The 24,934-nt window shown below is 36.2% G+C and carries 20 protein-coding genes, 1 tRNA gene and 1 pseudogene; 13 read left to right on the forward strand and 9 right to left on the reverse strand.

The window, feature by feature from the left end; all coding sequences use genetic code 11:
* The first annotated feature begins 8 nt into the window (after positions 1–8).
* From JSS34_02785 to JSS34_02800, 4 genes are all read left to right on the forward strand, one after another.
* Positions 9–305, forward strand: coding sequence for a YggT family protein (locus JSS34_02785; GenBank protein ID MBS0185267.1), 297 nt, complete (start codon positions 9–11; stop codon positions 303–305).
* Positions 306–377: 72 nt separating this feature from the next.
* Positions 378–1,295 carry a bifunctional 5,10-methylenetetrahydrofolate dehydrogenase/5,10-methenyltetrahydrofolate cyclohydrolase gene (locus JSS34_02790; protein MBS0185268.1) on the forward strand — a complete coding sequence of 306 codons (918 nt, stop codon included), beginning with the start codon at positions 378–380 and terminating at the stop codon, positions 1,293–1,295.
* Between the two features lie 536 nt (positions 1,296–1,831).
* Entirely contained in the window at positions 1,832–7,039 is a 5,208-nt protein-coding gene (locus JSS34_02795; protein ID MBS0185269.1) for an inverse autotransporter beta domain-containing protein, read from the forward strand.
* Between the two features lie 328 nt (positions 7,040–7,367).
* On the forward strand, positions 7,368–8,117 hold the full coding sequence (locus JSS34_02800) for a hypothetical protein (protein ID MBS0185270.1): 750 nt from the start codon (positions 7,368–7,370) through the stop codon (positions 8,115–8,117).
* A gap of 66 nt (positions 8,118–8,183) precedes the next feature.
* Here JSS34_02800 and JSS34_02805 read toward each other — a convergent pair.
* From JSS34_02805 to ruvX, 3 genes are all read right to left on the reverse strand, one after another.
* Positions 8,184–8,260: transfer RNA gene (locus JSS34_02805), tRNA-Pro, on the reverse strand.
* Between the two features lie 75 nt (positions 8,261–8,335).
* Positions 8,336–9,664 carry a sodium:proton antiporter gene (locus tag JSS34_02810; protein MBS0185271.1) on the reverse strand — a complete coding sequence of 443 codons (1,329 nt, stop codon included), beginning with the start codon at positions 9,662–9,664 and terminating at the stop codon, positions 8,336–8,338.
* A 49-nt stretch (positions 9,665–9,713) separates the two neighbouring features.
* Positions 9,714–10,190 carry a Holliday junction resolvase RuvX gene (ruvX, locus tag JSS34_02815; GenBank protein MBS0185272.1) on the reverse strand — a complete coding sequence of 159 codons (477 nt, stop codon included), beginning with the start codon at positions 10,188–10,190 and terminating at the stop codon, positions 9,714–9,716.
* A gap of 59 nt (positions 10,191–10,249) precedes the next feature.
* Here ruvX and recG point away from each other — a divergent pair, with 59 nt between their 5' ends.
* Positions 10,250–12,343: an ATP-dependent DNA helicase RecG gene (recG, locus tag JSS34_02820; protein ID MBS0185273.1), complete on the forward strand. Its 2,094-nt coding sequence runs from the start codon at positions 10,250–10,252 to the stop codon at positions 12,341–12,343.
* A 23-nt stretch (positions 12,344–12,366) separates the two neighbouring features.
* Here the strand turns inward: recG and JSS34_02825 are convergent, their stop codons facing one another.
* Positions 12,367–13,557, reverse strand: coding sequence for an MFS transporter (locus tag JSS34_02825; protein ID MBS0185274.1), 1,191 nt, complete (start codon positions 13,555–13,557; stop codon positions 12,367–12,369).
* Between the two features lie 246 nt (positions 13,558–13,803).
* Here JSS34_02825 and JSS34_02830 point away from each other — a divergent pair, with 246 nt between their 5' ends.
* The 3 genes from JSS34_02830 to JSS34_02840 all read left to right on the forward strand — a co-directional run bounded on the left by JSS34_02830 (position 13,804) and on the right by JSS34_02840 (position 17,475).
* Positions 13,804–16,602, forward strand: a complete 2,799-nt coding sequence (locus JSS34_02830) for a hypothetical protein (protein MBS0185275.1) — start codon at positions 13,804–13,806, stop codon at positions 16,600–16,602.
* Positions 16,603–16,855: 253 nt separating this feature from the next.
* Positions 16,856–17,089, forward strand: coding sequence for a CopG family transcriptional regulator (locus tag JSS34_02835; GenBank protein ID MBS0185276.1), 234 nt, complete (start codon positions 16,856–16,858; stop codon positions 17,087–17,089).
* Positions 17,089–17,475, forward strand: a complete 387-nt coding sequence (locus JSS34_02840; GenBank protein ID MBS0185277.1) for a type II toxin-antitoxin system VapC family toxin — start codon at positions 17,089–17,091, stop codon at positions 17,473–17,475. The genes JSS34_02835 and JSS34_02840 overlap by 1 nt, the downstream gene beginning before the upstream one ends.
* A 319-nt stretch (positions 17,476–17,794) precedes the next feature.
* Here the strand turns inward: JSS34_02840 and rnhA are convergent, their stop codons facing one another.
* Positions 17,795–18,229, reverse strand: a complete 435-nt coding sequence (rnhA, locus tag JSS34_02845) for a ribonuclease HI (GenBank protein ID MBS0185278.1) — start codon at positions 18,227–18,229, stop codon at positions 17,795–17,797.
* 144 nt (positions 18,230–18,373) lie between these two features.
* Between rnhA and JSS34_02850 the strand changes: the two genes are divergently transcribed.
* Together JSS34_02850 and JSS34_02855 are read left to right on the forward strand one after the other, a co-directional pair.
* Positions 18,374–19,327: a pyridoxal-phosphate dependent enzyme gene (locus JSS34_02850; protein MBS0185279.1), complete on the forward strand. Its 954-nt coding sequence runs from the start codon at positions 18,374–18,376 to the stop codon at positions 19,325–19,327.
* Positions 19,328–19,354: 27 nt separating this feature from the next.
* A complete protein-coding gene (locus JSS34_02855) occupies positions 19,355–19,852 on the forward strand; it encodes a GyrI-like domain-containing protein (GenBank protein ID MBS0185280.1) in 498 nt (165 codons plus the stop codon).
* Positions 19,853–20,003: 151 nt separating this feature from the next.
* Here the strand turns inward: JSS34_02855 and JSS34_02860 are convergent, their stop codons facing one another.
* Positions 20,004–20,282: a type II toxin-antitoxin system RelE/ParE family toxin gene (locus tag JSS34_02860; GenBank protein MBS0185281.1), complete on the reverse strand. Its 279-nt coding sequence runs from the start codon at positions 20,280–20,282 to the stop codon at positions 20,004–20,006.
* A 1-nt stretch (position 20,283) separates the two neighbouring features.
* Entirely contained in the window at positions 20,284–20,508 is a 225-nt protein-coding gene (locus tag JSS34_02865) for a ribbon-helix-helix protein, CopG family (GenBank protein MBS0185282.1), read from the reverse strand.
* Between the two features lie 479 nt (positions 20,509–20,987).
* Between JSS34_02865 and JSS34_02870 the strand changes: the two genes are divergently transcribed.
* Genes JSS34_02870 through truA form a run of 3 tightly spaced genes read left to right on the forward strand, consistent with a single transcriptional unit; the run spans position 20,988 to position 23,219 of the window.
* Positions 20,988–21,509: a peptide deformylase gene (locus tag JSS34_02870; protein MBS0185283.1), complete on the forward strand. Its 522-nt coding sequence runs from the start codon at positions 20,988–20,990 to the stop codon at positions 21,507–21,509.
* A complete protein-coding gene (locus JSS34_02875) occupies positions 21,503–22,480 on the forward strand; it encodes a methionyl-tRNA formyltransferase (protein MBS0185284.1) in 978 nt (325 codons plus the stop codon). Before JSS34_02870 ends, JSS34_02875 begins: the two co-directional genes overlap by 7 nt.
* Positions 22,467–23,219 carry a tRNA pseudouridine(38-40) synthase TruA gene (gene truA / locus JSS34_02880; GenBank protein ID MBS0185285.1) on the forward strand — a complete coding sequence of 251 codons (753 nt, stop codon included), beginning with the start codon at positions 22,467–22,469 and terminating at the stop codon, positions 23,217–23,219. The genes JSS34_02875 and truA overlap by 14 nt, the downstream gene beginning before the upstream one ends.
* An 11-nt stretch (positions 23,220–23,230) precedes the next feature.
* On the opposite strand, the gene JSS34_02885 is transcribed toward truA, so the two are convergent.
* Together JSS34_02885 and JSS34_02890 are read right to left on the reverse strand one after the other, a co-directional pair.
* The gene (locus JSS34_02885; protein MBS0185286.1) at positions 23,231–24,661 is read right to left on the reverse strand and encodes a DEAD/DEAH box helicase; all 1,431 of its coding nucleotides are present in this window, start codon (positions 24,659–24,661) and stop codon (positions 23,231–23,233) included.
* A 191-nt stretch (positions 24,662–24,852) separates the two neighbouring features.
* Positions 24,853–24,934: pseudogene (locus JSS34_02890) on the reverse strand (transposase).

The raw sequence follows: 24,934 nt of genomic DNA on the forward strand, positions 1-24,934 counted from the left end.
ATGACCCTATGGATATTGTCTTAATTCCTCTTATTCACCTTATAAACTATGGCTTGAAGCTTTATATCTGGGCGATTATTATCTATACACTTTTGAACATGTGTATAAGCTTTCAGATCGTTAACCCTTATAATCCTTTCATTACCCAGAGTGGACAGTTTCTGTCACGCATTATTGATCCTTTCTTAAATAAAATTCGTCAAGTTGTTCCTTTTTTTGGGGCGGTTGACCTTTCTCCTTTAGTTTTAATTTTCATTATTTATCTTATTCAAGGAATCCTAAATCAAATTTTAATGCGTCTTTAATTCTTTTGTCCTCTTCTGCTCCTTTAGCACCGCTTAAGAGCTCACGATTTCTTTCCTTAGAAAGTTAAAAGCATGACTCAGATTTTTAATGGAAAAAAAACAGCCCTCCATTTTTTACAAAAACTTCAACCCCATATCAATGAGCTGAGCACACTTTATTCAACAAACCCTTCCTTAAGCATTATTCGGGTCGGAGAAAACCCGTCCAGCGCTCTTTATGTTAAAAACAAGCTTAAAATTTTTAAATCTCTCGGTTTAATTGCTGTAGAACATTGGTTTGATGATAAAATTAGCTTTTCAGATTTATGTTCAAAGATTCAAACTTTAAATAAAGATTCTTCTGTTCATGGCATTATCATTCAACTTCCTCTTCCTTCTCATCTTAATGCTCAAGAGATATGCAATGAAATCACGCCATTAAAAGACGTCGATGGCCTTACGCTTCAAAATCAAGGCCTGCTTTTTCAAAATAATCTCTCAGGTCTCTTTCCATGCACGCCACTTGGATGTACTTTCATTTTAAAAGCTCTTTTACCTAATTTATCAGGGAAACAGACGGTAATTCTTGGAAGGTCTCTTCTCGTTGGGAAACCTTTAGCACTCCTTCTTTTGCATGAAAATGCTACCGTTACAATGGGTCATTCTAAAAGTCAAAGCCTTTCAGAACTTATTAAAAATTCTGATATTTTAATATCTGCAATTGGTCAACCAGCTTTTGTTAAAGGAAGTTGGCTAAAAAAAGGAGCTGTGGTTTTAGACGTGGGCATAACAAAATCAAGGCATCATGAAAAAGAAACATTTTTAGGAGATCTTGACTTTGAGGAAGCTCGTCAGAATGCATCCTTCATAACACCCGTTCCAGGAGGAATTGGTCCCATGACAATCGCATGTCTTGTCTATAATACATATAAAGCGGCGAAAAGAATTTTAACAGGAAAGCCCGTTCCTTATGATTTATCAATTTTAGAAAATGATCTTTTTTTCTTTTAAGTCTTTTTACGCATTTTTATTTCTCTTAAAATCCACATAAGTTTAAAAAGAATTTTTTCTTTTCAGAACACAATGCAAATTCGTTAAAAAATTTTTTTCATAAAAATCAATAACTTTATACGTTTTATTATAAAAATAATTCAAAACCTTTATTTTTCAAACTGTTAAAAAGATTAAGAACGCATATATCTTTTCATTTCAATGAGTTAAAAATATCACATATTTATCTTTATTAAAAAAATAATTAAGAGATAAAAAATTTTAATTAATTAAAAAAATTTTACTTAACATATAATAAAAATTTTTTTGTTTCTTATAAAAACCTTAAATTTTTTATTTTTTTCAAACTATTCTTCCAATTAACATGTAATTTTAAGAACTTCTAACATACTCCCTTTTTGCATATTGTACTCTTATAGATTTCTATGTATAAGAAGTAGTCTATTAAATTTTTCGAAGTAGAAATTAAAAGGCCCAAATCTCTAGTAAAAAATAATTATTTTAAATATTAAATAAGTGAAAATCTTTTTGAAGACATGAAAAAAACGCTTGCTTTACTTATCCTATTCTTGGTCTTAAACACCATGATCGGTTTTAAGGTTATAAATTCTGAAACTCATCGTGAAGGTCCTAAATGGACGCCTGAATCGCGACTTAATTTAAAAGTTGGAACGCAAAGAAGTCTTGGCCAAATTGGTATATTGTCTCCCATTGCTCAAAATGAAACCTCTCTCTTTTTTATGGATATGCGCTTTATGCGGGACACAAGAAGGGATATGGAAGGAAATTATGGCTTTGGATATCGAACTTTAGATTTTATTTCTGGGTGGATTTCAGGCCTTTATGGATTCTTTGACCAACGATATACACGATATAATCATAGGCTTAATCAAGTTACCTTTGGAGGAGAGCTTCTTTCAGAAACTTGGGATCATCGATTAAATACCTACTGGGCCTTAACAGGTCCAAAAACAATTCATTCTTCAACAAAATTTACCTATCAAGGACATGACCGCTATATCACCCAGTCTCAGGAAATTCCCTTAAGTGGTTTTGATATTGAAATTGGACGCTCGATTCCAAATTTTGAAGATCTGCGCATTTATGGTGCTTTTTATCATTTTCAAGGAAAAAGTCAGAAAGATATGAACGGGGGGCGTTTGAGAGGATCTTATGAGATTAATAAGTATGTTTCACTCAATGCGGAAGTCCAACAAGATAATGTTCGTCATGCTTCTTCTTTTGTGGGGATTAGTTTCAAAATTCCCCTTGGCGATGTTAATGAGAAGAAAAAACTTTCAAAATTAGAACGCCGGATGACGGATGAAATTATAAGAGACGTTGACATTGTCACCTCTTCTCAAATGGTCAGCAGAAAAATTGCTGAAAATCTTGTTCATCTTCATCCACAGGGTAAAATAACAGGAGACGGATCTTATGAAAATCCTTTTCCATTCTATTCTCCTGAAAGTTCTCGAATTATAGAATCTTATCTTGATGAGCATCCAGAAGCTCGATGGTACGTCATTCACGACAATTTGTACCCAATTGAATATTTAAGAAAAAATTCTTTTGAAGGCGCAACACAGATTCAACAACAGGAAGATGAAATGGTCTCCTCTGCTTCTGTTTTTAACAAAGTGATTTCTAAAAATGATGTAATAGTGCCCTCAAGTTCCTCTCCTCAAAGCTTAACTTCTGCACAACAGGATGTACAAGACAATACTTATGCAGGTCTTGAAGAGTTGTTTTCAGAAGCAAACGATGTCTCTATCCCTTCCTTAAAAACAACTGGAACCCAGACCATCTCTGAACCTACCGTTAAGCTCAGGACACGTAATAAGTACACTTCTTCCCGTAATAAGTACACTTCTTCCCGTAATAAGTACACTTCTTCCCGTAAAGGGCCAAAAGTTAAATTCTCATCCTCTTCAAGATCTTCTTCTCAAAGTCACCCTAATACATCCCAAACCCAAAGCACTGCACCTGAATTCCCCATTGACCAATTTCTTTCTTCAGAACTACTAGGTAACAGAGCTCTAAGACAAGAACGGGATCAACTCATGGCACAAATAAATGAGGCAGAAGGTAAAAAATATAAAGAAGATATGGAAGCATTAAAGCAAAGCAGGGATACAATTCCTTCAATAAATCCCAGAGAGCGATTTGCAAAAATTAGAAGAGAATATGAAGAAAGGCGCCTTAGAGATGAGCAAAAAATACTTGCTGCAAGTTCGATATCTTCCAAAGCTTCTGATAACGTATCCTTATCCTCCGCAATTCTTCAACCTCCAAGTATGGTGATTTCTTCTAAACAAACGGATTCAACACTTCCCCCAACTTCAACATTGGGATCCGAAGATAAAGGAACTCGCAAAGAACAAGCCGAAAGATTTTCTAATCATAGCCTTCCAATTTCTTTAAGTATGCCTTTACCTCAGCGTTCTAAAAATGGTCTTCATCCTCATGGGGCATCTTCTGCTGTCCTACCCGCTGCACCAAATGTTCTTCCCTCACTTCCAACGTCAACACACGAACCTGAAAATGAGGCTCTTAGAAAGGCAGAAGATGAAGCTCGTTCTGCAGAAATAAGTGCTCTTTTACACTATCACAAATCCAAAAGTTTTGACGCTGACCTAGCACGTCAAAGTGAACAAATTCAAAGAAATTATGAAGAACGCCGTTTGAAAGACGCGGAAAAAGCACGAACACGTGCACTTTCTTTTATAGATACGTCTTCTGAAAATCTATCAGCCCAAAGCCTTTCTGGCACTGGGGTTTCTGTTATAGAAAAACCCGCCTCATTAATGCCTTCTCTTGGGGCTCTACAATTAAACCTCTCTTCCTCCTCAGCATTTCAAAAGAAGGAAGAAGCTCATAAAGAGCAAGAGAGTTTCCTTAATTCAAATGCTGCACTTTTAAGGGAACTTCCTTTCTTTGGCCAAAGATCAGAAAAACAAGATCCTCAAATGTCAACGCATCGGACTTCAGTTTCAAGATACGCCGCGACAAAATCCCCTTCTCTTTCAACTTCACACCACTCCTCTCAGAGAACTGAAGTAAAAGAAAACGAATTCCAAAAACGTTCTTTCTCTCATCAAATCCCAAGACCTAAACTTTTTCATGATGATCATCTTGTCTCGACTGGCTTGCCATCTTCGCTTTTAGAAGAAGCTGAAAGAGAGCGCATGAAAAGAAAAGAAGCGCGAGATGATCAGATACGTGCGGATATTGAAAAACGCTACCTAATTCCTGCTTTACCAGAACAACTTATGAGAGACCTACAAAATCGCTCTCTCGAGCCCATCTATACGGAAGATCATTCAAGGGACACATCAGGAAATTTAAGTGTAAGAACACCTCCTTCTAAAGGCAGAGATCTTCCTCGTGCCCAAACAAAAGATTCACCTATATTTTCTGGCGCTTCTAACAAACGTTCATCTTTAAATCCTTCTTCTTCGACATCATCAAGGTCTGCTCCAACGACACCTTTACGTTACATAAACGGCAATAACAAATTACCTGACCTTAAGCCTACAAAAGATGAAGGTAAACAAGGAAAAGAAGCACTTTCCGTAAAACCTCTCCTGGTAGATGAACTTGAAAATTTTCCATTTGCAAAATTTTCCCAAGCTGATGTGCAAGTCTATCATTTACATGCACCCGTTTCACCAGATCAATTAAGAAGATTAGCATCAGAAAAAGAAAATAAAGATAAACGTTATCAGGCTAGTGGGGAAGCCTTAAGTTTTCGTCCAAACCTCTTTCCCCCTCTGACAAACACACGATGGAGTCAACTAGATCTTTCTCAAGATTCTTTTGATGGAACTTTTAATGAAAAAAGACTTTCTTCAAAAGCTTCATCTCCTTCCTCTCCAGTAATTCACCATGACATACCTTCAGAAGGCTCAGCTCCTGCGGTACCACTCAGCTCCCTATCATCCTCTGAAAGCGTCTTGATACGAGATTTTGGAAGGCAAGAATTGCTTCATGGCATCAAAGAACCTGAAGAAACCTTAGGAACACTTGTTTCTATTGAACTTCCTGCCTCGTATACAATACATTCGCATCCATTGCCTCAGATTTCTGCCACACGCGCAACAACGCTATCAATCTCCGTACACTTGAACAAAGACGCCAACAATGTAGCTATAAGAGAAAAAGATTTATCTGTTCCTAAAAGTTTAGACCCTAGACCTTTAACACCTGTTCCGGCCTCTTCAATTTTAGGTAGATCAGAAAGCTTTGATGATGAAGATAAGGAGCTCACTCTCTTCACAGAAAAAGAAGATTCAGATTATTTTTCAGGCCTTTCCGGAGCTCATTTCCCAATTGGAAACGAGCCTCCAAAAGTTTATAATAGGAATGGACGCGCTTTGAATGCTCAATCTTTAAGAAGAACTACTCAAGAATTTTCAAGTAAACGAGAAGAAGATCCTTCTTTATCTTTCCAACCAATTTCTTTGTCAGAAAATGATTCAAGAACCTCTCTTCCAAATAGGCGCGCGGTTTCAAGTCTTGATGACCAAAGAAGCCTTGCTGTGCCTCATCCCTCTTCCTCAGAAGCAGATCTCAGTTTCGATTTATCTTTAAAACCCTCAGCTAAGTATTTCCCCTTAGAAAATCCTCCTGTAAAAAGAAGATTGAGATCACATTCGAGTGCTTCTTTTATGAATCAATGGAATGTGGAAAGAGAAAATCCTCCTTTGTCTCCTGCCTCAAGTAGACTTCTTGCAAAACCTTCATCTGAAAGGCCCTCAGCAGGAGCAAGCTCAATAAACATGCCTCTACAAGCATCTGCTTCTCTTCAAATATCTTCAAATATTTCCAGAAGTTCATCATTTAGATCTTTCTCATCTCGTATCGCATCTTTTCCTTCACCCTCTTCACTTGCAGAAGCCTCTATTACGGCGGATAAGCAGCCTATGGCTCCACTTTTCGCTGAAAGTTCTTCTTCACATCCTGTAAGTTTAAATGTTCCTTTAATACAAGACTCTATGATTTCTTCTTCTGAATCTTCAAAATTACCTCAAGAAACTTCTGTTTCTAAAGAAGGTTTATTACCTCATAATCTATCCCTTCGTTCAGATGAAAGTATTGCTTTGGCTTTACTCTCTATACCAGCACACCGGCCTAAAGATGAAGATAACATTGAAGCAACAGAGATTTCTATTGCTCCACATTTACCTCAACGAGTAGAAATAACTCCTAATTCTCATAAGAAAAATAGTCTTTTAAGAGCTATAACTTCATCTCTCAAATTGTCAAAAAAGAAATCTAGCACAGGAGAAATTACTAGCGGGCTTGAGGCTCTTTCTCCAAAACTAGGTTCGTCTTCTTTACCTTCTCCTCGCAAGGAGAATCATGGATTAAGTACGTCTCCATCTTCTAGAAATCTTAAAAAATGGTTTTCTAAGAGTCCAGTTGCAACAACGATACGTGATAATGGAAAAATTCTTTCAGGAGAAAGTTCTATTAGCTCTCCTATATCAACAAAACATGAAACAGACCATTTTGATCTAACGCGTCAAAAAGTTGTTACAGGTTTGGAGGCCCTTTCACCACCTATTAGGTCAATCTCTAGCCCTGCTTCTTCTCTTTCTACTTCCGTAAAAGGATTGTCCGTATCATCAAAAAAAGCAAAATCTTTTAAAGGAACTCATGGATCAGTATCGGCCATGATTGATCAAACAAACCTTTTTCCTGACTTTTTACCACCTTCACCAACTGATTCCTCGATTTAAAATGCCTTCTCATGATAATCCTACACTTAAAACAAAAATCTTATTCAAGTTCTTAAACATTCACCTCTTGAATGAAGACCGAACTTTCTAATTTTTAAGCTCTAAAAAAGAGGTCTTTAGAATTTTTAAAAATTATCAATGCACATATTTTTTAGAAAATATCTTTCCCCTTTGGGTAAAAGATTTATCTTTTAGTGTGGCTTTATGCTTTCTCTTCATTTTTTTTTATTTCTTATTATATCGAAAAACTCTAAATATCCTTGTCTTTCAAAAATATTCAAAGTACATTTTTAAGGTAAATTTATGCCGTCTTAAAGAAAATTTTAAATTGGGAACAAATCAGATTTTAAAGTACGTCTCTCTTCTCACATTTTTAAAATTTTTTATTCTCTCTTTTTTCCTTGTTTCTCATATAGAAGCTGGAATAACAGCATCTTCTTTGACAGCTGAATTTAAAGATGAGGTTAAGGAAAAATCTTTTGGAAGTGTCTTTGTACAAATAATAAAAGCTTCACAAAAAGCTATAACAAATTTTAATGTTGCTATTTTTGATGACGATTACATTTTTTCTTCTTTCTCAATTTCCGATATACAAATTCATATATTACATACAACAACTGGCTGTTTAATAGACACAGGAAAGTCATATATATATTGCGCAATTGGTGCTAAATCTGCTCCTGATTTTTTAGAAAAATCTCCCAAATTTGAAGGAAGCAAAATAGAATGCATTAGCCAACTTATGACACCAGAAGTTGGCATAAATCTTCTAGAGATTTTAGGAGAAAATGGTTTTTCAGCTATAAAGCATTTTTTAAAATTAAAATCTGGCTCACGAATAAGAAGCGCCCGTATAAAATATGGAAATGGAGATTCACCATGGATGCATTTTTTATTAAAACCTGAGGAAGAAAAGAGCTGGAGATTATATTGTGCAGCTTCCTTAAAAAAAAATGGAGATGGAAAATCTAATTTAATTTCAAAAGGATTTACAGAATATATTGAAGATATTGATAACTTTATCAAGGTTCTTGAGCTCGCGAAATCAACGCATTCATTTGCGGCTTCAGAAGAATAAACGGAAATGTTCTTCTATAATTAAAAAACCAAAAACTCTAACAATAAAATTCATTAGGGGAAAAAATGGTCGGAGCGGCGGGATTTGAACCCACGACCCTCACACCCCCAGCGTGATGCGCTACCAGGCTGCGCTACGCTCCGACTAAAGGAGACGTTTTTATTATTATAAGACGCTAGTTTAGCAAAGCTAAGTCTTTGATGCAAGGACATATTCTTTTAATAAAGAAAAAAGAATGTTACACATCCTAAAAGAGGTAAAAGAATGAGAGAAACCCAAGCCATATAATTAAAAAAGCCAGGCATTTCAATATGTTCTTCTTCTGCGATATCTTTAGCAAGAAAATTTGGAGCATTTCCAATATACGTTAAAGCTCCCATAAAAACAGCACCGCATGAAATCGCAAGCAAATTTTTAGAGCCTTCCACCATCAACATTTTCACATTCATACCTGTTGTTTTCAAAAAAACTAGATATGTTGGCGCATTATCTAAGAAGGCAGAAAGAAGCCCCGTACTCCAAAAATAAAAGGGCGCCATATTTTGTTTTTCTGAAAACCCAAAAACCTGGAACAATTCCATAAAATTTACTTTTGTTTCAAGAAGGATAAAAACAGGGATAAGTATTATAAAAAGGCTTAAAAATACTTTTGCAATATCGCAAAGAGGTGCCCATGAAAATTTATTATGAAGTCGATATATTTTGGGTGTCATTATCCAAGAAAGCAGAGAAAGGAAAAGAAGTCCGCCATCTCTTAAAAGTGCAGAAATTGTAATAGAAATATTAAAAACAGTTATAAATCCAAAATTTTCCCATCTTTTCGATGCTAAAAGAAGGAGAATAACACCTCCTAAGAATAAAAAATTTATGTGTCCTTTCAAATGAAACGTAAAGTTTCCTTTCTCAAAAGAACGCAAATCTAACCTTTCTTTTTTCCAATAAAAATAATCAATGCCATAAAACAAGCCTAAAAGTGGAAGCATCATCATAAAAAACGGCCCACTTAAATTTTTTGGCACCCAAAAAAAATCAATTCCTTTCAAATAACCCAAAAAAAGAGGCGGATCACCAAGCGGTGTCAAGGATCCTCCTATATTACCTACGAGGATAATTAAAAAGATAACAAGATGTTTTTTTGAAATTCTTTCTTTATTTACATTTAAAAACGGCTTTATAAAAATAAGCAAAGCACCTGTTGTCCCAATGATACTTGCAAAAAAAGTTCCTATCATGAGAAAACATGTGTTTTTAAAAGGAGATGCTTGAAATTCTGTCTTTACCCAAATTCCTCCTGAAAGGATATAAAGAGTACCTAGAAAAATAATAAATGGAAAATAATGATGAAAAAGAGTTTCTATAATTTTTTCAAAAATTGAAATTTCAGAAAAACTTTTAAGGCCAATTATAAGAGCGAGTGTCCAAAGTCCAAGAACTTTTCCAGAATGATCATGCCAAAACTTTGAGCATACATAAGGACCTAAAGAAAGAGAAAACAAAACCCCTAAAAAAGGAATTCCCCAATAAAAACTTAAGTTTTCTCCATCCATTTCTTTCTAATGCCTCATGAATCACAACAATCCGTAAAAATAAAAAAACTCATTGATTCCTCAAAAAATCTAAGAACCCTTGTAAAATAAAACTTGCCGCCATTTTATCCACAACAAAAGATCTTTTTTCCCGAGATAAATCGGCATCAAGAAGCGTCCGTGTGACCGCAATTGTTGAAAATCTCTCATCCCAAAAAACAACTGGTAAATCTTTTAATTTTAGAAAATTATAAACGAAATGCCTTACGGATTGAGAAGCTCTTCCTTCTTCTCCATTCATTTCAAGGGGAATACCCACAACAAGAGCAGCAACTTCTTCCATTTCAATAATTTTTAAAATTTTTTGAGAAACTTCTCCAAACGTTTTTCTTTCTAGAATTTTAAAAGGAGTTGCAATCATAAAACTTGGATCTGAAAGCGCAAGACCGATGCGTTTTTGCCCCACATCAATTCCTAAAAGACGTCTTCCTTTTGGAATTTTTAGCAAAAACTCATTTTTAAACCCTTCAATAGACAGAACTGTCATCTTGTTTTTATCCTCATGTTTGAGATATGATCTCATGGAAATTCTTTTAAAAAGGTTTTATCCTGGAAAACTTTATAACATACCCTTTATCATCTCTTCCTGGTGTTGGCCCAAGAACCCGTGTCCTTCTTAAAAATCTTGTTGGAGATTCACTTCAAGATCTTCTTTTCTTTTTTCCCCATCGCATTGTTGAACGTCTTTACTTCCCAAGCATCTTCGACTTCCTTAAATCCGCTCATATGCTTAAAGAAGATACTTTTATCACCCTTATTGTAAAGGTTAATCATATTTCAAGGCCCTCGCGGAAAGGAGGCCCTATTAAAGTTAATGTTAAAGATAACACGGGCTCATTTGATCTTATGTTTTTTAACAGCAATTTCCAATACCTTCAAAAAAAATTAATGCTCTTTCAGGATGTTCTTGTGAGTGGACGACCAATTTTTTATGGAAAAAAGTTTCAAATGAACCATCCGGACTATATAGGATCTCCCCTTTCTCTTCCTGATTTTCAAGGGTCTTTCCCTGTTTATCCTCTCACGGCAGGACTTTCCAATAAAGTTATTGCTGCTGCAGCCCAGACAGCCCTTAAAATGCTTCCTGATACATCAGAATGGTTAACTTCAGAATTTTTAAAGAAACAGGCCTGGCCTTCTTGGAAAGATGCTCTTAAAACTCTTCACGCACCCAAACTTTCTGATTTCCTACCCACCTCTGTTGCACGCCAAAGATTAGCCTACGATGAGCTCTTAGCCCAACAACTCACCCTTCTTCTCTCACGCCAAACATCCTATACAAAACCTGGCCAGTCTGCCCCTTTATCAACACGCATCCCTGAATTTTTAAAATCGCTTCCTTTTGAATTGACGCCTTGTCAAAGCCGTGTTTTCAAAGAAATATCGGAAGATCTATTCTCTTCTAAACGCATGTTACGTCTTCTGCAAGGAGATGTCGGATCTGGTAAAACAATTGTTTCATTTTTAGCTGCGCTTCAAATGATTGATCAAAACGCGCAAGTCGCCTTTCTTGCTCCAACAGAAATCCTTGCACAACAACATTTTAAAACAATTGTTCCTTGGGCTTCTGCTTTAGGGATTTCCGTGGATATTTTGTCTGGAAGTTCTTCACAGCGCAAACAGGGAAAAGAGGTTAAAAACAGGCTTAAAGAAGGAACATTATCAATTATTATTGGAACCCATGCCCTTCTTGAAGATGATGTTATGTTTAAAGATCTTCGTCTTGTTATCGTCGATGAACAACATCGCTTTGGTGTTGAGCAACGCCTGAAACTTTTTAAGAAAGGATCACACGCAGATATTCTTGCCATGAGTGCAACACCCATTCCAAGAACCTTACAATTGGTTAATTTTGGAGATATGAACATCTCAATCCTCCATGAAAAGCCAAAAAATAGGCTTCCCATTATAACACGGGTTCTTTCTTTGGGTAGAATTGATGAGGTGGTTCATGGTATTGCGCGCATTTTAGAAAAAAATCAACGTGTTTATTGGATTTGTCCTCTTATTGAAGAGTCAGAAAAACTTGATCTAACAGCGGCCCAAGAAAGATTTTCAACTCTTCAACGTGTTTTTGGAGAAACCCGAGTGGGTCTCTTACATGGAAAGATGAAGCCTTCTGAGAAAGAAAATGTAATGGCGGCTTTCTCAAATGGAAACGTTCAAGTTCTTGTCTCAACGACCGTGATTGAAGTTGGTATTGACATCAAAGAAGCGAGCCTTATGATTATTGAGCATGCAGAACGTTTTGGTCTGTCTCAACTCCACCAATTAAGAGGACGTGTTGGACGCGGAAGCGATGCCTCTACATGTCTTCTCCTTTATGCAGAGCCCCTTTCAGATATCGCACGACGCCGTTTAAGTATTTTAAGAGAAACAAATGATGGATTTAAAATTGCAGAAGAAGATCTTAGGATTCGTGGATCTGGGGATCTTTTAGGGGTTCATCAAAGTGGCTATGACGTTTTCAAAGTTGCAGATCTTTATGAACATAAAAACCTTCTCGAAATAGCTCAAAAAGAAGCGCGTTTTATTTTTGAAAAAGATCCGCACCTTTTAAGTGAACGTGGCTTAAAGCTTCGGAATCTTTTGGCTCTCTTTAACCGCAGTCATGTCTTTGACTATCTTACGGCAGGCTAATTGATTAAAATGAAAAATCTTTTCTAAGCCTCAAACGAAACCCACCTTTTCTTTATAAGACCGAGGCTCAAAAAAACACCCAAAAAGCTCATGAGAAACAGTGAAATCCCAATTAAGAAATACTTACCCCCATAAATTGCGCTAATGAATTCTAGAAAAAAAGCCGTCATTATAAGTCTAAAAAATGTAAATAAAGCCGCGCTTCTTGCTTTAGAATCCTCAACAATATGAAGAAAATCTGGGTAGAAAATATTGACCGGAAAAATAATTCCAGCCGCTAAAAAAAGCATTCCAAGCGTGATCATAAAGGGTGTTTGCTTTTCTAAAAAAGCAAGGCCTAATAAAAATAATGAACTTACAAAAAATAACCCGAGTCCTACATTCAAACACACTTTTTTTCCAAACCATTTGATGAAAAGGCCACTTGTAAAAGAGATCATTCCGAATGTCAGAGCAATTGAGCCTTGGTAATATCCAAATTCTTTTAATGGAACGCCCATATTTTCCATGTAGAGAAGAGGAGAAATCCCAATAAAAAACCAATAAGGAACACAGAAAAAAATAATGGCTCCCATAAACATCCATATTTTAAAAGATCTTAAAAGAGGAAAATACGCTTTTGGAGAAAGAGAAATATTTCGATTTGAAAGTTTCTGAGGGACAGCCCAAAAGGAAGTTGCAAACACGATCACCCCGAGTCCCAAAAGAGTTATAAAGTTTGCGCGCCAATTGAAATAAAAATTTATGTAACTTCCAATAACAGGTGCAAAGGCCATACCGAAGGTTACCATTCCATTTAAAATTCCCATAAGAGAAGCTTGTTTCTCAAGAGGGCATTCATCCGCCACGACAAGATATCCAAGAATTGCAGGCCCTGCAATTCCAATCCCTTGCAATATACGCCCTAAAAGTAAGATAAAAAAATGGGGAGCAACCACGCATAAAAAGCTCCCAATAATGAAGAGAAAAATACTCCATAAAAGAACAGGGCGTCTCCCGTAACGATCTCCCAAAGCTCCTGTAAAAAGAGAACAGATACAATAAGCAATAAAGTTTAGGCTTAAGGTTAATTGAACCATAAACGGCGTTAAATTAAACACCCGCATTAAATCCGGAAAACTTGGCACAAAAAGATCGACTTCCATTCCTGCAAGAAGGTTAATACAAACTGCTGTAAAAAATCGAAGCGCAAAAAGCTTATTTTGGAAAATCATCTGAGGTCCTATCGAGCAGTTAAAAACGAAACAGGGCAGGATACATAAAGTCAAATATTAATACAATCTTCTTTTTAATTTTTAAAAAACACATACAAATCTGGGATAAGAAAGAAAAGATTGAGAAATTTTCATGATAAATTTCAATGAATTATGATAGGATTCAATCCTTAATTCTTGAATTTAGCTCTTCTTTTATGATATGAAAACTATATTTTAATTTTCTTTTTAGGAAAAATTTTAAGAATGAAACGCCTTCTTTTTTTAATTCTCTTATTTACAATTCTTCATATCCCTTCTTTATCCTTCGGGTTGTCCTTAGAAAATTTAGATGATTATGTTAACACCTCTTTAAAGCAGGCTTCTCCCCCAGAATTTAATCCTGATCTTTTACCTTCTCGGATCCAAGGGAACATTCAAATTATCAGTAATCTTCGTTTTAGATCTCACTTAGGCCCTCTTTTAAATCCTAACTATCCGCCTTATTCTCAGTGCACTACACTTTCGGAATTTCCTCAAACGGCTCTTGCACTTCTCCTGCAAATTTTTTTCCCCTCTCCAGATGACACAACCTTAACCCCAAACCAATCTTCTGACCCTGTTGCTAATTTTACATCCCATCAACTTGGACAGCTTTTAAATCTTACGGAAACCTATCTCTTAAAACCAAAAGATACACAAGATGACCTTTCTTTTAGGCTAAAGACGTATCAGATTTTAAATCCTAAAAAGCCTCTTGATGAAAAAGATTACCAAACCTATCTGCAAAACGACTATTTCTCCCTCCTTTTACATGAATTTAAAATGGTTCTTACCACATCTTTTGAAGAAGCTTTGCCTTTACTATTAGAAGAATCACAAATTAAGGAACATTTTGGGGATTTTCCTATAACTTCTCTCATGAAAAGGATAGGCCTTCGTTCTCTTGAAAAAGATTTATTTGCGCAAGGAATTTTAGAAGATAATGAACTTGAATCCTATCAAGCTGCTCTTACTGGAACATCAAAAACAGAGCTTTCCATGGTTCTTTCACGCTTTAAAAATGAAAAAGAAAAAACCAAATTCAAGTCTGTTCGCCTTGTGGAGGTTTTACTCGCGTCTTTAAAAGAACAAATTCTCCCATCTACCCCCCTTCCCTCTTCTGTGGTTCAGCGTGTTATTTTTATCTTTTTCTGGAAAAAATTCAATCCTACCGATAGCAATGATTTCTTAGCACAATTTCTCCATGGCTATACCGGAACGCCCCTTGATGTTCTTAAAAAAGTAAAAATGCCCAAAACAAGCCTTTCAAAAGAAGAATATTGGGGCATTAGAAATGATCCTGAGTCTCTTCAAACACATCTTTCGAATGTGCCCATGGCTGCTTATCTTTCGCAAGGATATGAAGACTATGAGAATCGTATTCCGCCCTTTGTGGGATATTATAAAACCCGTTATAAAGGGAGCGTAAGGTATTCAGACTGTTGTGAAATTCTCTTTTATAATACTTTAAAAGTCGGCTTAAAACATGTTCCACAAAAGGAAGCTCCCTTACCCCCAACTTATATTTTCTCTGAAGATAACCCTTTGCGTCAAATTCTTGAGGAAGATATAAATGATGGGGGCTTTTCTCAAGCCCAGAGAGATGATTGGGCTGCCCGGTGTTCAAATTTACCAAACATCCGTTATTCAAAATCAAGTCAAGGTAAAGGACAACCCAATGACTGTGAAGTCACACCCGGCCTTATCAATGGTGTAAATGTCATGCGTGCTGTTTTAAATGACCCACACCACAAAGACGCACTCCCTTTTGACGCCAATGAAGAAGCTCTTTGTGGAGAAATTAATAGACTTTGTGCTCTTTTTAGACAAAAAGGCACTCCCTTTACTTGGACAAAAAAAGAATGGAAATACTACCCCTCTAAAAATGATTGGTTTGGATCCATTGTATTTCATATTGAGGGGGTCGAAGCTTTTGAATTTGTTATGGAGCTGGGAGAACCTGGTCATGGGTATATTAAGCGATATCCCAATCCAAAAGATTGGAGAAAACAAGCACTTTTACCCAGCCACTTTCCTCCAGAAATCGTAGGATCTTATACAACTTCTGCTCATTTAGAGACAAAACTTCCTGTTTTTTCTGAGCAAGATCAAATTAATTTCGTTCATAGTTTGGACTTAACAGCCCTAAAAGATCAAATAGACCTTATAAAATATGCCTATTCACATCATCCAAGTTTAATTCCCTTTGCCCAAAATCTCATCCTTTCTATTTTTAATAATGATGAATTGCCTTCTACGGGGGAGCTTTTAGAAGCTTTAATCCTGCTCCCTGAGCATCCTCTCCTCACTGAAGTGATGCGTCAAGCATTTAAACGCCATCCAGATATTATAAATAATCTTGATTTAGAATATCCCTTCAATCCGCATCAAAGAAACTCAGATTTTCCTTATTGCAGCATGCTTTTGATCCTCTTTCAAGAAAATAAGATGAGTTGGATCGAGCCATTTTTATCTTCTCTTCTTGAGTCCAATTTAAATCCCATAGGTCCTGAAATTGAGCCATTTTTAGCATTTGTTCAAACATGGCTTCCTCAATTTACAAATCTTCAAGCTTTTCATTATAACAATCTTTTTCCTTTAAGGGATGAGGCAACCACGAATACCTGCTTAGCGACTTTACTACCAGTGTTTGCAAATCTGAGTCATCTTTCTAATCTTAATTTAGCCTACGTGCCCTTAAGCTCTCTTGGAAATGTTGTAGAGGCCATACCCTCATCTTTAACAGAATTTACCATGGATTTTATGGACGGACATACCTATGCATCAGAGGGAGAAACCCAAATTCCTGTTCTGCAGGAAGACCAATGGCAAAAACTTATCTCTTATCTTGCGGGTTTTTTTACAAAACATCCGAGCACAACGTTTAATCTCATTACATTAGCTGACTTTTCTGAAGCTGATCAAAGTAGAATTAAAATGCTTCTCACAGATTCTGGCTTTTTATCAAAGGGGCTCAAAATTAATTTTGAACGAAAGCTTATATTTCTCTCCAACCCCGCTTAAAAATTGCTAACACAACATGTAAATTTCTCTTCTTAAGAGCTTGAGCTTATTTAAGCTAAAACATCTTCTTCCGCCTTAATTATTTTATCACAAACTTTAAGACTTTTAAGCTTGAAAGAGTCCATAATTCTATAATAACACTTCCTTATTTCTTGTTCCGGGAATTGTTGACTCTTTTACTAAAGATATTGAAAAAGACATAAAATAATGTATTATACTATCTATGTGGTGTATATTTTAGAGGATAAGGCTTATGAATCGAACTCAAATTTATTTAAGTGACTTTGAAATAAAGGCACTCGACGTTTTATGTCATCAAACAAAACGTACGAGGTCTTCTTTTATTCGAGAAGCTTTAGATTTTTATCTTTCTCATAACAATATTTCTGAAGCAGATGATGTATTTGATAAAAGTTTTGGATGTTTAGTTTCTATAGAAAAACCTGATCGTCAAGAATGGCGTGAAAGAGAAAGAAGGTTTTTTTAATGAGCCCTATCCTTTTTGATACAGATGTTTTAATTGATCATTTAAGAGGAGAAATACAAGCTCGAGATTTTTTAAAGAAACTTAAAAAGAAACATACTTTTGTTATTTCTGTCATAACGGTTGCTGAAATTGAAGCAGGAATTTATGAAACTGAAAGAGAAACGGTTCAGGAATTCTTAAGTTTTTTTGAATTTAGTCCAATTACGGAAGCAATTGCAAAAAAAGCAGGTGCTTATAAAAGAACGTTTCATCGCACTCACAGACTTCTTTTACCAGATGCTCTCATAGCAGCAACTTCTTTTATAATGAAAATGCCATTATATACATTAAATCTTAAGGATTATCTTATGAAGGACATAACGGTCTTTTCTCCTTATTTGAAATGAATGCTGATCTTCATAGAAATAAGTTTCTTAAATTTTATTAGAACAAAAAAACAAGTGGAGTTTCAAAAAGTAGCAAATCATAATTTTTCTCTTTCCTTTGATGTTTTACATAATTAACAATCGCTTTTTCATTACCGTGTTGCTCAACTGCGTTAATAAAATATCCTTTTCCCTCCTTTATCCTCCCCATAATTCCTTTCTTTACCCTGTATATTAAGAGAGAAAAAGCTGACTTTTTCTTTCTAGGCAAATGAAGAAGCTAAAAATTGCTAAAGCAGCACATATGCTTCTATGGTTGATTAATTTCATTTTAGAAAGGTTAAATACGCTTTTGAATGGCATTTCGTGCGAGCAAGTCGACCCGTTCGTTTTCAACATGGCCAGCATGCCCCCGTACCCAATGCCACACAACATGATGGCGTTCTGCTAAATTTGTAAGCTCTTCCCAAAGATCCGCATTTTTAACAGGTTTTTTATCTGATGTTCGCCAACCGTTTATTTTCCAATTATGAACCCATTGCATAATGCCATTTCGAACATAGGTTGAGTCGGTATAAAGATCCACCTGACACGGGTATTTTAAAATTTTTAAAGCTTCAATCGCAGCCTTAAGCTCCATACGATTATTTGTAGTAAGCTGCTCAAAGCCAGAAATCTCTTTTTCATGGTTCTCAAATTGAAGGAGCGCTCCCCACCCTCCGGGACCTGGATTACCAGAGCAAGCTCCATCCGTATAAACTTTAATTTGGTTCATTCTTTTTATCATTCCTTAGTGTCAATGATTTTGATTTTTTATTCAATTATTTAATTCAACCTAGTTTGTTTGCTTTCCTTTGACAAGATCTCTAAACCACGTTATTAAAAATCAAACGTCATTGACTAACTTTGTGAGAATTTTATGCTTTATGACTCTATTATCGACGCTATTGGAAAAACCCCTATCGTTAAACTTTCTCATATTGGGAAAGATCTTGAGGCAGATCTTTATGCGAAATGTGAATTTTTAAATCCCGGTGGATCCGTTAAGGACAGAATCGGATACCTTATGATTGAAGATGCTGAAAAATCAGGCCGCATCAAGCCTGGTGATACACTCATTGAAGCCACCTCAGGAAATATGGGAATAGGTCTTGCTCTCGCTGGCGCCGTAAAGGGGTATAAAGTCATCGTGACCATGCCCGAAAAAATGAGTCATGAAAAAGTTGTCGTGTTAGAAGCTCTGGGCGCAAAAATTTACCGCACGCCGACAGAAGCTGCTTATAATGATCCAGATAGTCATATTTCTCTTGCAAAAAGGCTCGCTTCAGAAATCCCTAATGCCCATATCCTGGATCAATACAGCAATGAATCTAATCCAAAAGCGCATTTTCTATATACGGCTCAAGAAATTCTGGACGATATGGGCCCTGATCTTGACATGGTGGTCTTGGGTGTTGGAACCGGAGGGACCATCACAGGACTTTCTCAAAAATTAAAATCCGTTAACCCCAAAATTCAAATTGTGGGCGTGGATCCTTATGGATCTATTTTAGGAGGGGGAACATGTGTTCACTCTTATCAAGTTGAAGGCATCGGGTATGACTTCTTTCCCGACGTTCTCGATAATTCCCTTGTTGATCAGTATATTAAAGTAAATGATCAAGATTCTTTTTCAATGGCCCGTCGTCTTATCCGTGAAGAAGGACTTTTGGTTGGAGGATCCTCTGGTACCGCTGCTTGGGCCGCTCTAAAAGCAGCGCAGAGCTTAAAAAAAGGTCAACGTTGTCTTGTTATTCTTCCAGATGCAATTCGAAATTATCTCACGAAATTTGTTGACGATGCTTGGATGAAAGATAAGGGCTTTGAAATTTAATTTTCTTTTTAGTCGGAGGAATTTTTCATGAAACAAGAAATTGTTACCTTAGAGCCTTTCGAAATTATGGGGCTCAAAGTAAGAACCTCAACCAAAGATGAATTTAATCCCGCCACAGCAAAAATCGGGCCTTTGATTCAAAAATTTTGGCTAGAAAATATTCCAAATAAAATTCCTCATCCTAAAAATTTAAACCACCAGATCTCTTCTTATTCTCATTATGAAAATGAGGATAAAGGAGCTTATGATTACCTTTTTGGACTCGAAGTTCCCAAAAATGAAATTTCTCCCCTTGAGCTCAGCTCTTTAATCATTCAAGGAGGATCTTACGTAAAGTTCACATCTTCCCCAGGTCCTATGCCAGACATTGTTATCCAAATGTGGCAAGCCATTTGGAAGATGTCACCTGCAGAATTAGGCGGCGTTCGAGCTTATAAAACAGACTTTGAGCTTTATGATGAACGCACGCAAGACGCTCAGCACGCAATTGTTGAGATCTATATTGGAATTTTCCCCAACGCATAAAATCCTGAAAATTTAAACCTTGTCTTCTGATTTTGAGAATATTCTTCTCGAGTTTGTTTGGCAAGTCAGTCTCGAAAATTCTAATTTTAGAGACCGTTCACCCATAAAACTCAAAAACAGAAAAAATCAGTTCATATATAATTTAAAAAGCTTATGACATATAAACTTCACGACGATGAGCTATTTTAAGAATCCTTATTGTCCAATTATGAGGTATAAAATCAACAATTAAACGATAATTACAAACTCGAAAACGCCAAAAATCTTCTAAAGGTCCTGTCAATTTTTTTCCAAATATTTTAGGGTCATCTACCACCATAATTTTTTCTTCAAGGAATTTTGAAATACGTTTTTTTTCAACAAAATCAAGTTTTCTGAATTCTTTTTCTGCAACAGGAGAGAAAACTATTTTCCAACAGAATTGAGTCATCTTATCTTAATCCAGAAGCTGCTTTTAGATCATCCCAAGAAATTGGCTTATCAATTTCCTTATCAAGTCTCATTTTTCTATCTAAAGCGTCATAATAATCTTCTTGATCTGCTAAATATTCCTCAAGAGCCTGAACCATAAAAGAGGATTTAGATCGATGTGTTTTCTTTGAAAGTTTATTGAGCCGTTTTTCTAAGTCTGCTTTTAGGCGTACTGTTAAAGTCATTTAAAATCTCCTTTATAACCTGTTTAACGCAGTATGTAGATTTTTGTAGCATCTTAATTTCCCTTAATTTTTTAAGCTATTTTATTTTTTCATAAAATAGCATGGTTTAAAAAAAGGATCTTCTTAAAAAGCTTGTATATAAGTTATTTAATATAGTATTACAAGTATTACAAAAAGGATAAAGTTATTCAACCTCTTTTATCAGAAACGACTTTATAAAGTCCATAAGTTGTAATTTATCAGGTTGGCATATATGAATGCTACATTGGTGTTTCTAAAAAGCCTACTTCTATAATTTAAACAAGACTACCTATTCGTTCTTATAAAGTTTTCAATTTTTATGAAATCTCTATGGTGGATGTTCTTTTTTTCTATCAAATATTGAGTTACCAATTAGGACCGACCTGGACTTTCATATTTTTTTTTGGTAAATTAAATTAAGCTTTTTATGCGATTTTATTTATCTATTGAGGACCTTTATGATTCGATCTGTTTTAAGCGCCCCTGACCCGCGTCTTAGGGATACCTCTTCACCTGTAACCAGCATTGACAAAGAAATTAAGACGCTCATTCAGGATATGCTTGATACAATGTATAATTTTCAAGGATGTGGGCTTGCTGCACCTCAAATTGGGATTCACAAACGTGTCGTGGTGATGGATTTAGAGTCAGGAGAAGATAATCTTCCGAAAGATCCGCGCGCCTTTATTAACCCTGAAATCTTAAAAGCGTCTCCCGAAATGGTCCGGTTTCGAGATGGATGCCTTTCTGTTCCAGGTGAAATTTATGAATATGTAGAAAGACCTCAAGAAATTTTGTTTCGGTATCAAGATGAAAACGGTAAATCCCATGAAGTTCATGCGCAAGGACTTCTTGCAAAATGTATTCATCATGAAGTTGATCATTTAAATGGTATTCTTTTTATAGATTATCTTTCAAGAGTCAAACGTGAACAAGTTAATAACCGCCTTAAAAAATATCATTCTTCAGTTCGATGGTAGATTTTTCTCATTTTCCCATTATTTTTATGGGCACACCCACTTTTTCAGAAAAAATTCTTTCTTTTCTTCTTGACAAAAAGTGCTCAATTGCCGCCGTGTATACGAATCCTCCTAGACCTTGTGGCCGCGGATATGATGTTCAGCCTTCTCCCTTACATTTGCTTGCTTTAAAACATAATATTCCCGTTTACACACCTTCTTCTTTTCGATCTGAAGACGTCCAAAATCAATTTCTATCTCTTGTTCGTGAGCATCAAGTTAAAGTCGTCCTTGTTGTTGCGTATGGATTTATCCTTCCAAAAACCATCTTAGATGCGCCATCGTTCGGATGCCTTAATATTCATGCTTCTCTGCTCCCAAGATGGCGGGGCGCTTCACCAATTCAAAGAGCCATTGAAGCCGGTGATCGTCATACAGGTCTTACATTGATGAAAATGACAGAAGGACTTGATGAGGGTCCCATTCTTCTTGAGACGCGAATTCCTATTTCTCCTCAAGAAACAAGCGAAACACTTTTTGAAAAGCTCTCAAAAATGGGGGGCCCTTTCGTTTTAGATGGCCTTTCCGGGCTTTTTGAAGGAAAACTTTTTCCAAAAAATCAATCTCACGATGATGTTACTTATGCCCCTAAAGTTTTAAAAGAAGACGGTTTGCTCAATTTTGAACAGTCAGCTTTTGTTTTAGAAAGAAAAGTACGCGCTTTTACGCCCTGGCCTGGAACATTTTTTAATTTTAAGGGAATGACCCTAAAAGTGTTAGAATCAGCGGCAGAAATCAGTACTTCACACGGCACCATTGGAGAAGTTTTGAGCCTTTCCCCTTTTAAAATACAATGTGGTGAACAAACAGCTTTTCTTCCTCTCAAACTGCAACGCCCAGGGGGTAAAGTCTTAAATGCTTCTGATTTCCTAAGGGGTTTTCCAATAGAACAAGGCACTTTTTTGAAAGACATATCGGATGCATCGGTATAAGATCGTATTGGAATATGATGGAACACCCTTTGTCGGATGGCAACGTCAAAAAGAAGGTCTCTCAGTCCAGGGGATTTTGGAAGAAGCAATTTTGCGTCTTATAGGAACTTCTTTTCCAACTCTGCAAGTTGCAGGGCGCACAGATGCAGGCGTCCATGCACTTGGTCAAGTCTGTCATGTTGATCTTCCTAAAAACTATCCCCCTTTCGTCCTTTGTAACGCTTTAAACGCACACTTACGAGATCTTTTGCCTTACACTGCAATTTCTATTTTGAATACGCAAGAAGTATCAAATGAGTTTCACGCACGCTTTTCAGCACAAAAACGCTCTTATCTCTATCGTATTTTTAACCATCGATCTCCTCCTGCTCTTGAGAGAAATCGTGTCCATCACGTTCCTGCTCACTTAGATGAGGAAAGTATGCAACGCGGCGCAAATTTTTTACTCGGAACGCATGATTTTTCGACGTTTCGGGCAAAAGAGTGCCAAGCGAACTCCCCTCTCAAAACGCTTGATAAGCTTGAGATTCAAAGACAAGGGGATATTTTAAACATTTGGGTAGAATCAAAGTCTTTTCTTCATCATCAAGTCCGAAACATGGTCGGAACACTGATTCTTGTAGGGCTTAAAAAATGGACGCCGCTCGATGTTCAAGCAGCATTAGAAGCAAGAGATCGTATTAAAGGAGGACCCACAGCGCCCCCTTATGGTCTTTATCTTACAAAAGTGACGTATTAATTTATGGAATCTTATGATTCGACTTCGCCATAACGTTGGCTTTTGCGATCATTTTGTTGAAGACGTGCTAAGATTGATGCAGGAAGTCCATTCTTCATGAACACAGGAATTTCATCTCCAAATCCTATAATTTTTTCATTTTTAATTTCTGAAGAATTCTTCAAAGAACGTTCTGAAGTGTTTTCATGCATTTTTATTTCTTTTTTATGTTGAGAAGAGCCGAGATCTTCTTTTCTAGGGTGCTTCTTTGAAAGGGAATTTTGAGCTTTATGAGGATCTTCTTTTTCAATAACTTTGTCTATTTTAAAAGGAGAAATTTTCTGATTTGTAAGTGCTTCAATACTTTTAAGAAGCTCCTGATCATCCTGTGTCACAAATAAATAAGATGTTCCTTTTCTCGAAGCTCGTCCCGTTCGGCCAATGCGATGAACATAATCTTCAGAATTAAAAGGAACATCAAAACTCACCACATGGGTTATGTCTTCAATATCAAGTCCACGCGCAGCCACATCGGATGCAATGAGTATTTTAACATCGCCCTTTCTAAACAGATCTAAAGTTTCAGTGCGTTTGTTTTGGGGCATATCTCCATGCAGAGCTGCAACATCAAAATCATATCTTTTTAAAGATTTAGACAAATAATCAACATCTTTTTTACGATTGCAAAAAATCACAGCTCTTTCAATATTTTGAGAAGATAAAAGATGCCTTAAAATTTTTCGTTTTTCAGCATTAATCGTTGCAGTTGGCGTCTTTTTCTTATTAAGATCTAGGTGGACACACCATTGTGTTACGGTATGCGCTGTTGAAGAGGGTGCATTGACACGAATTTCAATTGGGTTATGTAAAAATTCTGAAGCTATTTTTTCAATTAAGGGCGGCATGGTTGCTGAAAAAAGGGCCGTTACGTGCTTTGACGGAAGTTTAGAGACAATTTTTTCAATATCTGGAATAAATCCCATATCAAGCATACGGTCTGCTTCATCAATGACTAAAAATTGAATATCAGATAAAAGAAGCCGGCCTTTTCCAATAAAATCAAGAAGACGCCCCGGCGTTGCAATAATAACATCAACGCCTTGATCTAACTTTTTTTCCTGCTCAGAAGCCCCTTCGCCTCCCACAATCAAGCCTGCAGATAATTTAAAAGATCCTGATAATGTTGAAAAAGACTCTAACACTTGAGCTGCAAGTTCACGTGTTGGCTCTAAAATAAGAGCGCGTGACATACGTGCACGACCACGTTTTCGAGACAATAACTCAATTAAAGGCAATAAAAATGCCCCTGTCTTTCCTGTACCTGTCTGCGCACATCCCATAACATCTTGTTTTTCAAGAAGAACCGGAATAGTTCGTTTTTGAATATCTGTTGGAGTTTTGAATCCAACTTTATCAAGTACACTTATAAGGGGGGCACTTAACCCTAACTCAGCAAAAGGCATATGTTATTAAACACCATTTTCACACGAAACAACAAAGTTTCTTTTAGTTAAAGAGAGGGAAGCTTCTGCTGTCAAACAGATTTTAAAAATATTCATCCTTTTTTTAAGAAGTGTTACATGAAAAATTCAAATAGTTTGGAAAAAAAATTAAAAGGGCTATTTAAAAATCTTAAATACCCTTCTTATTCACAAATGAAAGAAGCATCGTTTGGAAAGACTCCAATAACGTTAGTCCTGCGCCTAATTTCTCTGTTGAGTCTTTCCAAAGGATTA

This window comes from Pseudomonadota bacterium (assembly GCA_018242545.1).
Taxonomy (GTDB): domain Bacteria; phylum Pseudomonadota; class Alphaproteobacteria; order 16-39-46; family 16-39-46; genus 16-39-46.

What these genes read in the sequence shown, in the direction of transcription:
- JSS34_02885 (MBS0185286.1), bottom strand. Translation starts at nt 24,661, where the DNA reads ATGCCTTTTGCTGAGTTAGGGTTAAGTGCCCCCCTTATAAGTGTACTT.
- JSS34_02875 (MBS0185284.1), top strand. Translation starts at nt 21,503, where the DNA reads ATGGTAGATTTTTCTCATTTTCCCATTATTTTTATGGGCACACCCACT.
- JSS34_02865 (MBS0185282.1), bottom strand. Translation starts at nt 20,508, where the DNA reads ATGACTTTAACAGTACGCCTAAAAGCAGACTTAGAAAAACGGCTCAAT.
- JSS34_02840 (MBS0185277.1), top strand. Translation starts at nt 17,089, where the DNA reads ATGAGCCCTATCCTTTTTGATACAGATGTTTTAATTGATCATTTAAGA.
- JSS34_02850 (MBS0185279.1), top strand. Translation starts at nt 18,374, where the DNA reads ATGCTTTATGACTCTATTATCGACGCTATTGGAAAAACCCCTATCGTT.
- JSS34_02835 (MBS0185276.1), top strand. Translation starts at nt 16,856, where the DNA reads ATGAATCGAACTCAAATTTATTTAAGTGACTTTGAAATAAAGGCACTC.
- JSS34_02825 (MBS0185274.1), bottom strand. Translation starts at nt 13,557, where the DNA reads ATGATTTTCCAAAATAAGCTTTTTGCGCTTCGATTTTTTACAGCAGTT.
- JSS34_02795 (MBS0185269.1), top strand. Translation starts at nt 1,832, where the DNA reads ATGAAAAAAACGCTTGCTTTACTTATCCTATTCTTGGTCTTAAACACC.
- JSS34_02790 (MBS0185268.1), top strand. Translation starts at nt 378, where the DNA reads ATGACTCAGATTTTTAATGGAAAAAAAACAGCCCTCCATTTTTTACAA.
- JSS34_02830 (MBS0185275.1), top strand. Translation starts at nt 13,804, where the DNA reads ATGAAACGCCTTCTTTTTTTAATTCTCTTATTTACAATTCTTCATATC.
- JSS34_02855 (MBS0185280.1), top strand. Translation starts at nt 19,355, where the DNA reads ATGAAACAAGAAATTGTTACCTTAGAGCCTTTCGAAATTATGGGGCTC.
- JSS34_02870 (MBS0185283.1), top strand. Translation starts at nt 20,988, where the DNA reads ATGATTCGATCTGTTTTAAGCGCCCCTGACCCGCGTCTTAGGGATACC.
- JSS34_02810 (MBS0185271.1), bottom strand. Translation starts at nt 9,664, where the DNA reads ATGGATGGAGAAAACTTAAGTTTTTATTGGGGAATTCCTTTTTTAGGG.
- ruvX (MBS0185272.1), bottom strand. Translation starts at nt 10,190, where the DNA reads ATGACAGTTCTGTCTATTGAAGGGTTTAAAAATGAGTTTTTGCTAAAA.
- JSS34_02785 (MBS0185267.1), top strand. Translation starts at nt 9, where the DNA reads ATGGATATTGTCTTAATTCCTCTTATTCACCTTATAAACTATGGCTTG.
- JSS34_02860 (MBS0185281.1), bottom strand. Translation starts at nt 20,282, where the DNA reads ATGACTCAATTCTGTTGGAAAATAGTTTTCTCTCCTGTTGCAGAAAAA.
- rnhA (MBS0185278.1), bottom strand. Translation starts at nt 18,229, where the DNA reads ATGAACCAAATTAAAGTTTATACGGATGGAGCTTGCTCTGGTAATCCA.
- truA (MBS0185285.1), top strand. Translation starts at nt 22,467, where the DNA reads ATGCATCGGTATAAGATCGTATTGGAATATGATGGAACACCCTTTGTC.